The following is a 13,900-nucleotide window of genomic DNA, read 5'->3' as shown; positions in this document are numbered from 1 at the left end:
CACCAGATGACCGACGACACGAACGACCCGTACCTCTGGCTCGAGGACGTCACCGGCGACCAGCAACTCGGGTGGGTGCGCGCGCACAACGACCGCACCGTCGACGAGTACACCCGCACCGAGGCGTTCGAGACGCTGCAGTCCCGGATCCGGGAGGTCCTCGACACCGACGCGCGCATTCCGTACGCGCGGCGTCGCGGCGAGTACCTGTACAACTACTGGCGCGACGCTCGGCACGTGCGCGGTCTGTGGCGGCGCACCACCATGGAGCAGTACCTGCGCGACGCCCCGGACTGGGACGTGCTGGTCGACCTCGATGCGGTCGCCGAGGCGGAGGGCGAGAACTGGGTGTGGTCGGGCGCGCAGGTGCTGCGGCCCGACCAGTCCCGGGCCCTGATCGGCCTGTCGCGCGGCGGCGCCGACGCCACCGTGATCCGCGAGTTCGATGTGGAATCACGGAAGTTCGTCGACGGGCCGGACAGTTTCACGGTGCCGGAGGCGAAGACCGACATCGGCTGGATCGATGCGGACACCGTGTACGTCGGCACCGATTTCGGCGACGGCTCGCTCACCGACTCCGGATATCCGCGCCTGGCCAAGCGCTGGCGCCGCGGTACCCCGCTGTCCGCGGCCGAGACGGTGTACGAGGGCGACAAGTCCGACGTCGCCGTCTCCGCCTGGTACGACCGCACCCCCGGCTTCGAGCGCAGTTTCGTCGAGCGCGCGATCGACTTCTACACGTCGCACCGTTTCGAGTTGCGGCCCGACGGGGAGCTCGTCCGGATCGAGGCCCCCGACGACGCGAAGGTCTCCGTGTACCGCGACCACCTGCTGATCAGGACCCGGTCGCCGTGGCTCGGACATCCGGCGGGCACCCTGCTGGCCGCGAACTACCCCGAGTTCCTGGCCGGGTCGCGCGAGATGACGGTGCTGTTCGCCCCGGACGCGCACACCTCGCTGGAACAGTACGCCTGGACGCGGAACCACCTGCTGGTGGTCGCGCTGCGCGACGTGCAGACCGAGGTGCGGATGCTCACCCCGGGAGCGGACGGGTGGACCGATCGGCCCCTCGAGGACGTGCCGGCCGCGACCTCCACCTCCGTGATCGACGTCGACCCGCTCGAGAGCGACGAATTCTTCCTCAACTCCAGCGGTTTCACCGTGCCCGCGACGCTGCTGTCCGGCACGGTCGGCAGCCCGCTGGAGCCGATCAAGCAGGCCCCGGCGTTCTTCGACGCCGAGAACGTGACCGTCACACAGTATTTCGCCACCTCGGACGACGGAACCCAGGTTCCGTACTTCGTGGTGGGCCGCAACACCTCGTCCCCGGCGCCGACCCTGCTGTACGGCTACGGCGGATTCGAGAACTCGATGGTGCCGGCGTACAGCGGCGGCGTGGGCCTGGCGTGGCTCGAACGCGGGTACACCTACGTGATCGCCAACATCCGCGGCGGCGGAGAGTACGGGCCGCAGTGGCACACCCAGGCGCTGAAGGAGAACCGGCCCCGGGTGTTCGAGGACTTCGCCGCGGTGGCGCGGGATCTGGTCGCGCGCGGCATCACCACCGCCGACCGGCTCGGCATCCAGGGTGGCAGCAACGGCGGTCTGCTCATGGGCGTGATGCTCACCCGCTACCCCGAACTGTTCGGGACGATCGTGTGCCAGGTGCCGCTGCTGGACATGAAGCGGTATCACCTGCTGCTCGCCGGGGCGTCGTGGATGGCCGAGTACGGCGACCCCGACGACCCCGACGAATGGGCCTTCCTGCGCGAGTACTCGCCGTACCAGAACACCGACCCGGACGCGGCGTACCCGCCGATCCTGATCACCACCTCGACCCGGGACGACCGGGTGCATCCCGGTCACGCCCGGAAGATGGTGGCCCGGCTCGAGGAACAGGGGCACGAGGTCTGGTACTACGAGAACATCGAGGGCGGGCACGGCGGTGCCGCGGACAACGCCCAGGCCGCGTTCAAGGCGGCACTGACGTTCACGTTCCTCGAGCGCATGCTGTCCCGGTAGGAGGCCGCGCTCACCGGTCCTTCAACCAGGCGGAGATGCGGTCGACGGTGTCCGCGTTGTCGCGGATCCACCCGTTGTGCCCCAGCGGCCGGGACTGGTGCCACGTCGTCACGTCCGCGGCGGGCATCTTCTCGAGCAGGTGCCGGGCGGCGGGGACGGGCGTCATGTCGTCGCCCTCGACGGTGACGGACAGGACCGGCAGGCTCAGCTCGGCCAGCCGCTGCTCGTAGTCGACGTCGGCGCCGCGGGGCTCGAAACGTCCGCTGCGGGCCAGGCGCGCCCAGTCCGAGATGAGCAGCCGGGACTGGCGGCCGAAACCGGCGACGTCGAGCCGATCGCCGGGCCAGAACCCGGCCACGCTCGCGGTGATCGACATCGCCGCGGACCCGAGGAGCAGACCCGGCCCGCGGATGCCCGCGTGGTGACGGTAGTAGGGGGTGCCCGCGGCGACGAGGATCAGCCCGCCGAGGCGTCCGGGATTGCGGGAGGCATAGAGCACCCCGAGCTGACCGCCCATCGAATGCCCCAGGAGGTACGGGGTGGAGTCGAGGAACCGTTCGTGCACCACCTCGAACATCGCCGGCAGGTCGACGGCCACCAGTTCCTGGTAGCCGTAGTCGCTGTCGGGTCCGGGACGGGGGCGGCTGTCGCCCTGCCCGGGCAGCTCGCAGAGCGCGGCGTCGAACCCGTGCCCGGTGAGCGCCTCGGCGACGGGCTCGTAGTAGCCCGCCGGGATGCCGAGGCCGGGCAGGATCACCACCACGGGCCGTGGCGCGTCGATGCGGGCCGGGTGTTCCGGACCGGGAAACAGGCGGACCGGCGTCGTCGTGCCGCCCGGCAGCTGGATCGGTACGGTCTCCACCGGCTCAGCCTAGGCGGTTCCGGTGTCCGGGTCAGCCGGTTCGGCGACCGGCGCGACGCCGAGCCCCGCGGCGTCGAGGGCGGACTCCGTGAGGCTGCGGCCGAGCGCGATCATCTCGGCCGCACGGTGGAAGTCGAGGCTGCGTCCCGACTTGCGAGGGACGCGGATGAGCACGTCCGGCGGGTACCCGGCGAGCTGATACCGGGCGAGGGCCGACTGCATCAGATCGAGCGAACGGTTCATCACCTCGAAGCGGCTGAGCTTCGGGACCGGTACCGGATCGTCGACGACCTCGGTCTCCTCGGGCGCCACGTCCTCCACGGCATCGCTGCGTGCCACCTGCCCGCTGCCGAAGCGACCGACCACCGAGCGGACGACGTCGCGCTCGAGCAGTTGCGCGGCGCTGCGGCGGAAGCGGCCGATCCACTCGTCGACCGGTCGCGGCTCCGCACTCGCGTGGGCCGGGGCGCCGCCCTCGACGTCGCGCTCCTCCGCCCCGAGACTGACACCGATGGTGACGTCGGCACCGGCGGCGAGGATCGGGGCGAGTGGCAGCGGATCGAGGATTCCGCCGTCCGCGAGCACCCGCCCGTTGAGCACGTACGGGGTGATCACGCCGGGGATCGCGATGGAGGCGCGGATCGCCACGTCGACGGGGCCGCGCTGGAACCACACGGACCGGCCGGCGGCCAGGTCCGTCGCGACCGCCGTATACGGGATCCGCAGCCCCTCGATGGGGGTGTCGCCGAGGATCTCGCGCACCTTGTCGAGGATCTTCTCGGCGTGGATGGCGCCCGGCGCGGACAGCGACACGTCGAGCAGGCGCAGCACGTCGAGCTGGGTCAACGACGTCGCCCAGCGGGTGTAGTCGTCGAGCTTGCCCGCCGCGTACAGCCCGCCGACGAGCGCGCCCATGGACGAGCCCGCCACCCCGGTGATGTCGAAGCCGCGTTCCTCGAGCACCTCGATCACGCCGATGTGGGCGTAGCCGCGGGCACCCCCGCTGCCCAGGGCGAGCGCCACACGCGTCGGTCCGGCCATGCACAGATCCTACGGAGCACACGGCGCGCGAACCCCGAGACGAAAGATCAGGGTAGGGATCGGGGCGTCACCCGATGTGGAGCCGGCCCGCCGGTCGGCACGCTGAAAGGCATGACATCCACCACGAGCAGTTCCCACTCCGTTCCCGAAAGATCCCGCCGTGGAAGGGTTTTGCTGCACACCTCCGTCACCGCGGCCGTGTGCGCGGCGGCCGCGTCGGTGCTGCTGGGCACCGGCACCGCGGCGGCGGCCCAGCCGGCTCCGAACGTGGTCGGCATGAGCGAACACAGCGCCCGGGCCGCGCTCGAGGCGCAGGGCGTGCCGTACGGCGTGGTCAACCGCGCCGGCACGGCGTCCGGCGACTGCCATGTCACCGAACAGCGCGACAGGGGCTACCGCACCGAGATCGACATGCGGTACAACCACGACAAGGACGAGTTCGAGCGCGTCGAGACGCAGGTCTGGCGGGGCGTGGGCCTGGCGGTGGTCTGCATCTGACGAGTTCTCGCGCCGCGCCGACGATCCGGCGCCTCGAGGCGGGCCGGGATTCCGGCCCGCCTCGTCGGCTTGTCGGTTCACCCTCCCGGCCGGTGGGGGCTAGTCTCCTGGCATGGTCCGTCTGCTCGCGTCCGCGGTCGTCGCACTGCTCGCCAACGCTCTGGCGCTGCTCGTCGGTGCCTGGGTCCTGCCCGGCATGACGCTCGACGGCGTCGCCTTCGTCATCGCCGTCGTCCTGTTCACTGTGGCCGCGATGCTCGTCGACCCCCTGCTGCGTCAGCTGGCGGTGACCAAGACCCCCGCGCTCCTGGGCAGCAGCGCGCTCATCTCGACGCTGGTGGCGCTGATCGTCACCTCGCTCGTCAGCGACGGCCTGCAGATCCGGGGCGCGGCGACCTGGATCCTCGCGACGGTGATCGTGTGGGCCGTCGCGCTGATCGCCCGGATGCTGCTGCCCCTGGTGATCTTCAAGAAGACGCTCGCCAAGCGCCGCTGAGGACGAACCCCGAGACGAAAGATCAGGGTAGGAATCGGGGCGTCACCCGATGTGGCCGGCAGGCCCGCGGCGGCACGCTTGTCGCATGACATTCGAGAACAGCACCCCCGGTCCCCGTCCCTTCGCCCGTTCCCGCTCGCAGCGCATGCTCGGTGGCGTGTGCGGCGGTCTCGCCGAATACTTCGGCATCGACGTCAACCTCGTCCGCGCCGGTGTGGTGGTCGCCGCGTTCGTCACCGGAGGCGGTGCGGCGCTGGTCTACCTGGCGCTGTGGATGCTGCTGCCCGAGTGAGAGGGACGAGCTCACCGCTCTCCCCCGCGGCGTGCGCCCGCGCCGCCGGCCGGAACGGGCGCACGCCGCACAACGACGGTCAGCCGTCCCGGCCGAGCCGGTCGGCGTTCGCGAGGATCACGGCACGCAGTGCCCGCTCGGGTTCGTTGAGGACCGAACGCCGCGACAGCAGCACGAACTCGACCTCCCCCGCGTCGGGCAGTCGTCCCGCGCGCACGGGAACGAGCCCCGCCGGCGGCAGCCGGGCAGCGTGGAGCACGACGCCGAGCCCGGCGAGGACGGCTGCGCGCAGGCCGTTGAGGCTGTCGGTGGTGCAGGTGATGCGCGCTCCGAGTCCGGCGCGCCGGAGCGTGTCGAGGGCGATCTCGCGGGTCAGCGCCGGCGGCGGATACGTCACCAGCGGGATCGGCCCGTCGGGCTCGACCACGAAGTCCGGTGCGGCGTGGAACACCAGCCGGCCCCGGAAGATCAGCTCCCCGTGTCGTTCCCCCGGCCGGCGCTTGCCGAAGACCAGGTCGAGGTCCCCGTCGTCGAGGCGCCGATGCAGGTCCTCGCTCAGCGCGACGGTGAGCTCGAAATCCACCCGGGGATGACTGCGCCGGAACTCCGCGAGGATGGCGGGCAGTTCGTGCAGCACCAGGTCCTCCGAGGCCCCGAAGCGCAGCCGCCCGCTGATCGGCGACTCCGAGAAGTACCGCCGGGCCGCGTCGTGCCGATCGAGGATGTCCCGGGCGAAGCCCAGCATGGCTGCGCCGTCGGCGGTGAGATCGACCGCGTGCGTGTCCCGCAGGAACAGCCGGCGGCCGGCGGCCTGCTCGAGCTTGCCGACGTGCTGACTGACCGTGGACTGGCGCAGGCCGAGCCGTCGCGCGGCGAGCGTGAAGCTGCGGGCGCGTTCCACGGCCAGGAAGCTGCGCAGGTGAACGGGATCGAACACCACGGTATTCAATCACGATTCGTGATGACAGTAATCGCGGTGATCGGTTTCCTGGATGGGCGTGCGGTGACCTAGCGTCGACTCATGTTCTCCAGGATCCCCGTGCTCGGACGCCTCGACCCCTTCCTCGTCGGCATCCTCGCCACCGTCGCGATCGCGGCGCTGCTGCCGGCCGAGGGCACGGCCCTGACCGCCGTCACGTGGGCCTCGAAGATCGCCATCGGCCTGCTGTTCTTCCTCTACGGAGCTCGCCTGTCCACGCACGAGGCCCTCGAAGGCCTCAAGCACTGGCGCCTGCACCTGACGATCCTCGCCACCACGTTCGCGGTGTTCCCGCTGCTCGGTCTGGCGACGAAGGTCCTCGTGCCGGCGGTCCTGACCGAGCCGTTGTATCTCGGCGTCCTCTACCTGTGCCTGCTGCCCTCGACGGTGCAGTCGTCGATCGCGCTGGTCTCGGTGGCCCGGGGCAACATCCCGGGGGCGGTCGTCTCCGCCAGCGCGTCGAGCCTGCTCGGCATCTTCGTCACGCCGCTGCTCGTCGCGCTGACGATAACCACGCAGGGCGTGACGTTCAGCGCCTCTGCGGTGCTCGACATCGTGCTCATGCTGCTGGTTCCGTTCCTCGCGGGCCAGTTCGTGCGCCGCTGGATCGGCGGGTGGGTCAAGGCCCACGGCAGGCCGCTGAAGATCGTCGACCGCGGTTCGATCCTGCTCGTCGTGTACGTCGCGTTCAGCCGCGGCATGAACGAGGGCATCTGGTCGAGCCTGTCGCCCGCGCGGCTGCTCGCCCTCGTGGGCGTGTGCCTCGTGCTGCTCGCGCTGGTCCTGGCGATCACGTGGTTCGGCGCACCGCGCCTGGGCTTCTCCTACGAGGACCGCGCGACGATCCTGTTCTGCGGCTCGACGAAGTCGCTCGCCACGGGCCTGCCGATGGCGACGGTGCTGTTCCCGGGCCAGCCGATCGGGCTGATCGTCCTGCCGCTCATGTTGTTCCACCAGATCCAGCTGCTGGTGTGTGCCGCGATCGCGGCGCGGCTGGCGAAGCGTGCGGTCGCCGCGGCCGTGGCGGTGTGAACCGGCCGGACACCTCACGACCGCAGCCACAGCGGCAGGAGATCCTGCGGCTGCGGCTGCGATTCGACTGCGGTCTCGGGCCCGGGACTAGTCCGTGCTGCCGGAGCCGAGGTCGGCGATCAGTTCGAGGATGGGCGTGATGAGGTCGAGCAGGCTGCCGATCATGATCTTCTCCGTCCAGGTGGTGGGTGGCTGCTAGTCGTCGCCGGCGCTCAGCGAGTCCAGAACCTCCAGCAGATCGAAATTCTCGAGTACCCAGCCGATGATGTCCGCGAGAGACCCCATGGCGACTCCTCCTTGATTTCGTCGGTGTCACGGATGCGCGGCCTGGAACTGCGACCGCGACGCCATTGTTACAACATGTCACGAGTCGAGAACGCAGAAATCGGAAAAATCACCCCTCGATGGGAACGGGCCGGTCACACCGGAAACCCCGGACAGCACTCGGCCGCAGCGACGACGTGTGCCGCTGCGGCCGAGTGCTGTGGATCGAGGCAGCTCGAGAAGGGAAACCCTCCGACTCCCTCTCGGGCCGACGATCAGCTCACGGCCTGCTGGGTGGTCTCACCGGCCTCCGCGCTGCCCGTGCCGAGGATGTCGGCGAAGTCACCGAAGGTCTCCAGCAGGAGGTTGAGAATGTCCTGAACGGATCCGAGCATTGTCCGACTCCTTTGTCTCGTGTTTCTCGACCGGCCGGAATTTCCGGCCCGCCGCTTCTGCACGCGACCGGATCGTTCCCGATCACAATTCCGAGTGTGGCACGGGCCCCGCGAATTGTGCGCTGCGAGCCGGCGAATTCAGGGCGTGAGACAATTCACACCCCGGAAATGCGGCCTTGTTTTCGATGCATTTCCGCGGCATTTATGCAGGTGCAGAGCGGAAAATTCCGGAACGCAAAGATTTCCGCATTGTGAGTGCGGAAAAACGGAATGTTTAACGAAAAGAATTGCGTCCCCGGCCGCCCGGGAAGCGCCGCGCGGCCGCCCCGAACTGCACTTCAGCACTCGGCGCGGCGGAACATTTCCCCGATTTCCCGGCGGCGGCAGGCATTCCTGCACCCGTCGGAACTTCGCGCACGCCGGGGCCTGCGCTCCCCGCCGCTCGGCCCGGGCCGAGCCCTCGACGCCACGAGGCCCGGCCCCACCGAAGTGGAACCGGGCCTCGAAGACGGTCGGGCGTGGATCAGAAGTCCATGCCACCCATGCCGCCGGTCGGGTCGCCGGCGGGAGCGGCGGCCTTCTCCGGCTTGTCGGCGACGACAGCCTCGGTGGTCAGGAACAGGGCCGCGATGGACGCCGCGTTCTGCAGCGCCGAGCGGGTGACCTTGACCGGGTCGTTGATGCCGGCAGCCAGCAGGTCCTCGTACTCGCCGGTGGCGGCGTTGAGGCCGTGGCCGGCGGGCAGGTTGCGGACCTTCTCGGCGACGACGCCGGGCTCGAGGCCGGCGTTGAAGGCGATCTGCTTCAGCGGGGCCTCGAGGGCAACCTTGACGATGTTGGCACCGGTGGCCTCGTCACCCTCGAGCTTCAGGTCGTCCAGAACCGGCGCGGCCTGCAGCAGCGCGACGCCACCACCGGCGACGATGCCCTCCTCGACCGCAGCCTTGGCGTTGCGGACGGCATCCTCGATGCGGTGCTTGCGCTCCTTGAGCTCGACCTCGGTGGCGGCACCGGCCTTGATGACCGCAACGCCGCCGGCCAGCTTGGCCAGACGCTCCTGCAGCTTCTCGCGGTCGTAGTCCGAGTCCGACGCCTCGATCTCGGCGCGGATCTGGTTCACGCGACCGGCGATGGCGTCGGCGTCGCCGGCACCGTCGACGATGGTGGTCTCGTCCTTGGTGACGACGACCTTGCGCGCACGGCCGAGCAGCTCGAGACCGGCGGTCTCGAGGGAGAGACCGACCTCTTCGCTGATGACCTCGCCACCGGTGAGGATGGCGATGTCGGCGAGCTGGGCCTTGCGGCGGTCACCGAAGCCGGGGGCCTTGATGGCGACCGACTTGAAGGTGCCACGGATCTTGTTGACGACCAGGGTGGACAGAGCCTCACCCTCGACGTCCTCGGCGATGATCGCCAGCGGCTTGCCGGACTGGATGACCTTCTCCAGCAGCGGCAGCAGGTCCTTGACGGTCGAGATCTTGCCCGACACGAGCAGGATGTACGCGTCCTCGAGCACGGCCTCCTGACGCTCGGCGTCGGTGGCGAAGTACAGCGAGATGTAGCCCTTGTCGAAGCGCATGCCCTCGGTCAGCTCGAGCTGCAGGCCGAAGGTGTTGGACTCCTCGACGGTGATGACGCCTTCCTTGCCCACCTTGTCGATGGCCTCGGCGATCAGCTCACCGATCGCGGGGTCGCCCGCGGAGATGCCGGCGGTGGCGCCGATCTGCTCCTTGGTCTCGACCTCCTTGGCGGTGTCGAGCAGCTTGGCAGTGACGGCCTCGACGGCCTTCTCGATGCCGCGCTTGAGGCCGAGGGGGTTCGCACCGGCGGCGACGTTGCGCAGACCCTCGCGCACCAGCGCCTGGGCGAGCACGGTGGCGGTGGTGGTGCCGTCACCCGCGACGTCGTCCGTCTTCTTGGCAACTTCCTTGACCAGCTCGGCGCCGATCTTCTCGTACGGGTCCTCGAGCTCGATCTCCTTGGCGATGGACACACCATCGTTGGTGATCGTGGGGGCGCCCCACTTCTTCTCGAGCACGACGTTGCGACCCTTGGGCCCCAACGTCACCTTGACAGCGTCGGCGAGGCTGTTCAGGCCCCGCTCGAGGCCGCGACGGGCCTCTTCGTCGAACGCGATGATCTTGGCCATTGCGAAGTGATCCTCCGGATATGGGGGTGACACGCAGGGCGACCGCTCGTCGGGTCGCCCCATGTACGCCTTCGGCCGGAAGCAGTGCCCGCGACGGACGACCAGGGGTGTCGATATTCCCGGCCTCACCGTCCCGACCTGGCACTCACGTGTTGCGAGTGCCAAGAGCATTCTTAGCACTCGAGGGTGGCGAGTGCAAGGTCTGGAGCACCCGCCACCCCCGTCGCGCAAGACCGCTGCGGTGTGTTCTCAGCGACGCGTGGAACCGACGCCGACGGCGCACCACTGACCGGTGGCCGTGTTGACGGCGAACGACTGCGGGCCGACGCAGGTCACCCCGGTCGGATCGGCCGTCGCCCCCGACCCCCAGCCCGCGACCGACACCGTCGTCACCGGGCCCTGCGCCGAGGAATGGCTCAGTCCGCCGCCGAGGGCGTACGCGTAGGAGCGGCCACCGTTCTGGGCGCCGCTCAGGGCGGTCCCGAACCCCGTCGCGTGGGCCTCGGCCGCGCCGGCCGTCTGCGCCGCCGACACCGCGGTGCCGCTCTCGGAGGCGAAGGAGTGGGCCGTGCCGCCCTCGGCGGCCGTCGCGCCGCAGCTGGCGGCGTCGGAGACCAGGATCTCGTTGGCCGACGGCGGCGACACGCACGTCACCGGCGCCGCCGTCGCGGTACCCACGCCGAGCAGGGCGGCCGACGCGACGCCGAGAGCGGCGACGACACCGGCCCGGAGGAGGCGGCGGGGGACTAAGACGGCACGGATGGATCGGATGGACAACAAGGTCTCCTCTGCGCTGGGCCGGGACTCGCTGGGCTCGGATGCCCGGACGGGGGCGACTCCCCCGGCGGCGAGGGTACCGGTCACACCCGCCCGGGGCGAGACGGCGTCACAGCGTGTCGAGGAGCTCCGGCAGGGCGGCGACCGAATCGATCACCCGATCGGGACGCTCGACCGCGAGGTCGAGCACCGACTGCCGAAACTTGCCGGTGCGCACCAGGATTCCCGTCATGCCGAGGCGCTGGCCGGGGATGACCTCCGCGTGGAGATCGTCGCCCACCACGGCCATCCGGTCCGGTTCGGTGCCCATCAGCTCGGCCGCGGCGAGGAAGCCCCGCATCGACGGCTTGCCGACCGCGACGACGGTCTGCCCGGTGAGTTCCTCGAGACCGGGCAGGTACACGCCGGTGTCGATGCGCAGGCCGTCCGCGGACTGCCACGTGGAGCCGCGGTGCATCGCGACCACCGGCACCCCGTCGAGCATGAGCTCGGCGACGCGGCTGAGGGCGCGGTGGCTGAACTCCGGCCCGGCCCCGCCGAGCACGACCACCTCGGGATCGTCCTCGTCGCGCACGATGCCCTCGAGGTCCGCCTCCACGTCGCCGTGGTTGAGCACCCAGCAGCGCCGGTCCGGGTAGGTCTGGCGCAGGTACTCGGCGGTGAGGGACGCGGCCGTCACGATCTCGGCGGGCTCGACCGGCATGCCCAGCCCGGTGAGGCTCTCGGCGATCTGCGCGCAGGTCCGCGACGTGGTGTTGGTCAGGAAGGCCCGATGCACCCCGCGCTCGCGGAGCCCGGCAAGCACCTCGGCGGCGCCCGGCACGGGTTCCCACGACGTCACGATCACGCCCTCGATATCGAACAACACCCCGTCCACGCCGGCCATGGTGTGAGCCTATCGGGTCGCCGCACCCCCACCACGCACGGACCGAATGTCACACCACGTCGATTCGATCGACGCGATGTGACATTCGGCCGGAAGGGGTGAGCGGTTACAGCGTGCGCGCGAGGCGATCGGCGAGCAGACGGGCGAACGCCGCCGGGTCCTCGAGTTCGCCGCCCTCGGCGAGCAGCGCGGTGCCGTACAGCAACTCGGCGGTCTCGCCGAGCGTCGGGTCGTCGGCGTGCCGGGCGTGCGCGTCGCGCAGCGCCGTGACCAACGGGTGGTCCGGGTTGAGCTCGAGGATGCGCTTGGTGTGCGGGACGGGCTGGCCCGACGCCCGGTACATCCGTTCGAGGGCGGGCGACATCGCGAACGTGTCGCCGACGAGGCACGCGGGCGACGTGGTCAGCCGCGACGACAGCCGCACCTGCTTCACGTGCTCGTCGAGCGTCTCGCCGAGCCACGACAGCAGGTCGGCGTACTCCTTCTCCCGCTCCTCACGCTCGGCCTCGGCGGCCTTCTTCTCGTCCTCGGTACCGAGATCCACCTCGCCCTTGGCGATCGACTGGAACGGCTTGCCCTCGAACTCGGGCACGGACCCCACCCACATCTCGTCGACCGGGTCGGTGAGCAGCAGCACCTCGAAGCCCTTGGCGCGGAAGGCCTCCATGTGCGGGGAGCTCTCGATCTGCTGCCGGGACTCGCCGGTCATGTAGAAGATCTCGTCCTGGCCTTCCTTCATCCGCGAGACGTACTCGGCGAGCGTCGTCGTCGAGTCCTCGCTGTGCGTGGACTCGAAGGAGGACACGGCGAGCAGGGTGTCGCGGTTGTCGAAATCCGAGAGCAGACCCTCCTTGAGGACCCGGCCGAACTGCGACCAGAAGGTCCGGTACTTCTCCTTCTCGGTGGTCGCCATGTCCTGGATCGTGGACAGCACCTTCTTGGTGAGCCGCCGGCGGATCGCGCGGATCTGCCTGTCCTGCTGCAGGATCTCGCGCGAGACGTTGAGCGACAGGTCCTGGGCGTCGACCACGCCCTTGACGAACCGCAGGTACTCCGGGATCAGCTCCTCGCAGTCGTCCATGATGAACACGCGCTTGACGTAGAGGTGGATCCCGGTCTTGCGCTCGCGCATGAACAGGTCGAACGGCGCCTGCGACGGGATGAACAGCAGCGCCTGGTATTCGAATGTGCCCTCGGCCTTCATCGGGACGACCTCGAGCGGCTCGTCCCACGCGTGGCTGACGTGCTTGTAGAACTCGCTGTACTCCTCCGCGGAGACGTCGTCCTTCGAGCGCGCCCACAGCGCCTTCATCGAGTTCAGGGTCTCCGTCTCGCGGACCACTTCGGCGACGGACCCCTCCCCCTCGGCGGGCTTGGTGCGTTCGACCTGCATCCGGATCGGCCAGGCGATGAAATCCGAGTAGCGCTTGACGATCTCCTTGATCTTCCACTCGGCCGTGTAGTCGAACAGGTGATCCTCGGTGTCCTCCGGCTTGAGGTGCAGCGTCACCGACGTGCCCTGGGGTGCGCCCTCGACCGTCTCGATCGTGTAGGTCGACTCGCCGCTCGACTCCCACCGGGTGCCGTCGTGCTCGCCGGCCTTGCGGGTCAGCAGGGTCACCTTGTCGGCCACCATGAAGGTCGAGTAGAAGCCGACCCCGAACTGGCCGATGAGTTCCTCCGGCGCGGCCGACTCCTGCGCCTCGCGCAGCTTGCGCCGCAGTTCCGCGGTACCCGACTTCGCGAGGGTGCCGATCAGGTCGACCACCTCGTCCCGGGACATGCCGATGCCGTTGTCGCGGACGGTGAGGGTGCGCTGCTCCTTGTCGACCTCGATCTCGATGTGCAGATCCGAGGTGTCGACCTGCAGGTCCTTGTTGCGGAACGCCTCGAGCTTGAGCTTGTCCAGCGCGTCCGACGAGTTGGAGACGAGTTCCCGGAGGAAGGTGTCCTTGTTCGAATACACCGAATGGATCAGCAGATCCAGCAGCTGACGCGTCTCCGCCTGAAACTCGAGCTGTTCGATACCCGTGGTCATGGATGGTTCCCTTCGACAGCAGAACGTTCGACGAAATCGTACGACCGCGCCGCCCCGCTGTTCCAAGGGGCCGCCGGGGCGGGCCGCGGCCGGCCGCTCGGTCTCGGATCCGACACATCCGCCCGGACCGGTTGTCGCGGGGCGGTCCGCCGCAGTGTCATGGGATGGA

The 13,900-nt window shown here is 69.6% G+C and carries 12 protein-coding genes; 5 read left to right on the top strand and 7 right to left on the bottom strand.

The features are described from left to right. Positions 1-6 precede the first annotated feature (6 nt). A complete protein-coding gene (locus A4U64_RS04835) occupies positions 7-2,022 on the top strand; it encodes a prolyl oligopeptidase family serine peptidase (protein WP_006932929.1) in 2,016 nt (671 codons plus the stop codon). Between the two features lie 10 nt (positions 2,023-2,032). Here the strand turns inward: A4U64_RS04835 and A4U64_RS04830 are convergent, their stop codons facing one another. After that, positions 2,033-2,884: an alpha/beta hydrolase family protein gene (locus A4U64_RS04830; RefSeq protein ID WP_006932928.1), complete on the bottom strand. Its 852-nt coding sequence runs from the start codon at positions 2,882-2,884 to the stop codon at positions 2,033-2,035. A 9-nt stretch (positions 2,885-2,893) separates the two neighbouring features. Beyond that, entirely contained in the window at positions 2,894-3,925 is a 1,032-nt protein-coding gene (locus tag A4U64_RS04825) for a patatin-like phospholipase family protein (RefSeq protein WP_029545286.1), read from the bottom strand. Positions 3,926-4,096: 171 nt separating this feature from the next. Between A4U64_RS04825 and A4U64_RS04820 the strand changes: the two genes are divergently transcribed. The 3 genes from A4U64_RS04820 to A4U64_RS04810 all read left to right on the top strand — a co-directional run bounded on the left by A4U64_RS04820 (position 4,097) and on the right by A4U64_RS04810 (position 5,211). Continuing rightward, on the top strand, positions 4,097-4,423 hold the full coding sequence (locus A4U64_RS04820) for a PASTA domain-containing protein (RefSeq protein ID WP_232334171.1): 327 nt from the start codon (positions 4,097-4,099) through the stop codon (positions 4,421-4,423). Between the two features lie 112 nt (positions 4,424-4,535). Beyond that, positions 4,536-4,919, top strand: coding sequence for a phage holin family protein (locus A4U64_RS04815; RefSeq protein ID WP_029545290.1), 384 nt, complete (start codon positions 4,536-4,538; stop codon positions 4,917-4,919). An 85-nt stretch (positions 4,920-5,004) separates the two neighbouring features. Next, complete coding sequence (locus A4U64_RS04810) at positions 5,005-5,211, top strand: PspC domain-containing protein (protein WP_029545293.1); 207 nt, start codon at positions 5,005-5,007, stop codon at positions 5,209-5,211. Positions 5,212-5,290: 79 nt separating this feature from the next. On the opposite strand, the gene A4U64_RS04805 is transcribed toward A4U64_RS04810, so the two are convergent. Continuing rightward, on the bottom strand, positions 5,291-6,148 hold the full coding sequence (locus tag A4U64_RS04805; RefSeq protein WP_065923412.1) for a LysR family transcriptional regulator: 858 nt from the start codon (positions 6,146-6,148) through the stop codon (positions 5,291-5,293). Positions 6,149-6,232: 84 nt separating this feature from the next. Here A4U64_RS04805 and A4U64_RS04800 point away from each other — a divergent pair, with 84 nt between their 5' ends. After that, a complete protein-coding gene (locus tag A4U64_RS04800) occupies positions 6,233-7,222 on the top strand; it encodes a bile acid:sodium symporter family protein (protein WP_065922274.1) in 990 nt (329 codons plus the stop codon). A gap of 1,182 nt (positions 7,223-8,404) precedes the next feature. Here A4U64_RS04800 and groL read toward each other — a convergent pair. From groL to htpG, 4 genes are all read right to left on the bottom strand, one after another. Then, entirely contained in the window at positions 8,405-10,030 is a 1,626-nt protein-coding gene (groL, locus tag A4U64_RS04795) for a chaperonin GroEL (RefSeq protein WP_006932397.1), read from the bottom strand. A 249-nt stretch (positions 10,031-10,279) separates the two neighbouring features. After that, positions 10,280-10,807: a DUF6764 family protein gene (locus tag A4U64_RS04790; RefSeq protein ID WP_065923411.1), complete on the bottom strand. Its 528-nt coding sequence runs from the start codon at positions 10,805-10,807 to the stop codon at positions 10,280-10,282. A 109-nt stretch (positions 10,808-10,916) separates the two neighbouring features. Further along, on the bottom strand, positions 10,917-11,693 hold the full coding sequence (locus A4U64_RS04785) for an HAD-IIA family hydrolase (RefSeq protein ID WP_006932403.1): 777 nt from the start codon (positions 11,691-11,693) through the stop codon (positions 10,917-10,919). Positions 11,694-11,799: 106 nt separating this feature from the next. Beyond that, positions 11,800-13,731, bottom strand: coding sequence for a molecular chaperone HtpG (gene htpG, locus A4U64_RS04780; protein WP_006932404.1), 1,932 nt, complete (start codon positions 13,729-13,731; stop codon positions 11,800-11,802). Positions 13,732-13,900: the final 169 nt, after the last annotated feature.

Origin of the sequence: Rhodococcus sp. WB1 (assembly GCF_001700945.1) — a bacterium.
Taxonomy (GTDB): Bacteria; Actinomycetota; Actinomycetes; order Mycobacteriales; family Mycobacteriaceae; genus Rhodococcus; species Rhodococcus aetherivorans.
The sequence above is the reverse complement of the archived record's forward strand: the minus strand, read 5'-3'. Positions and strand labels throughout refer to the sequence as shown.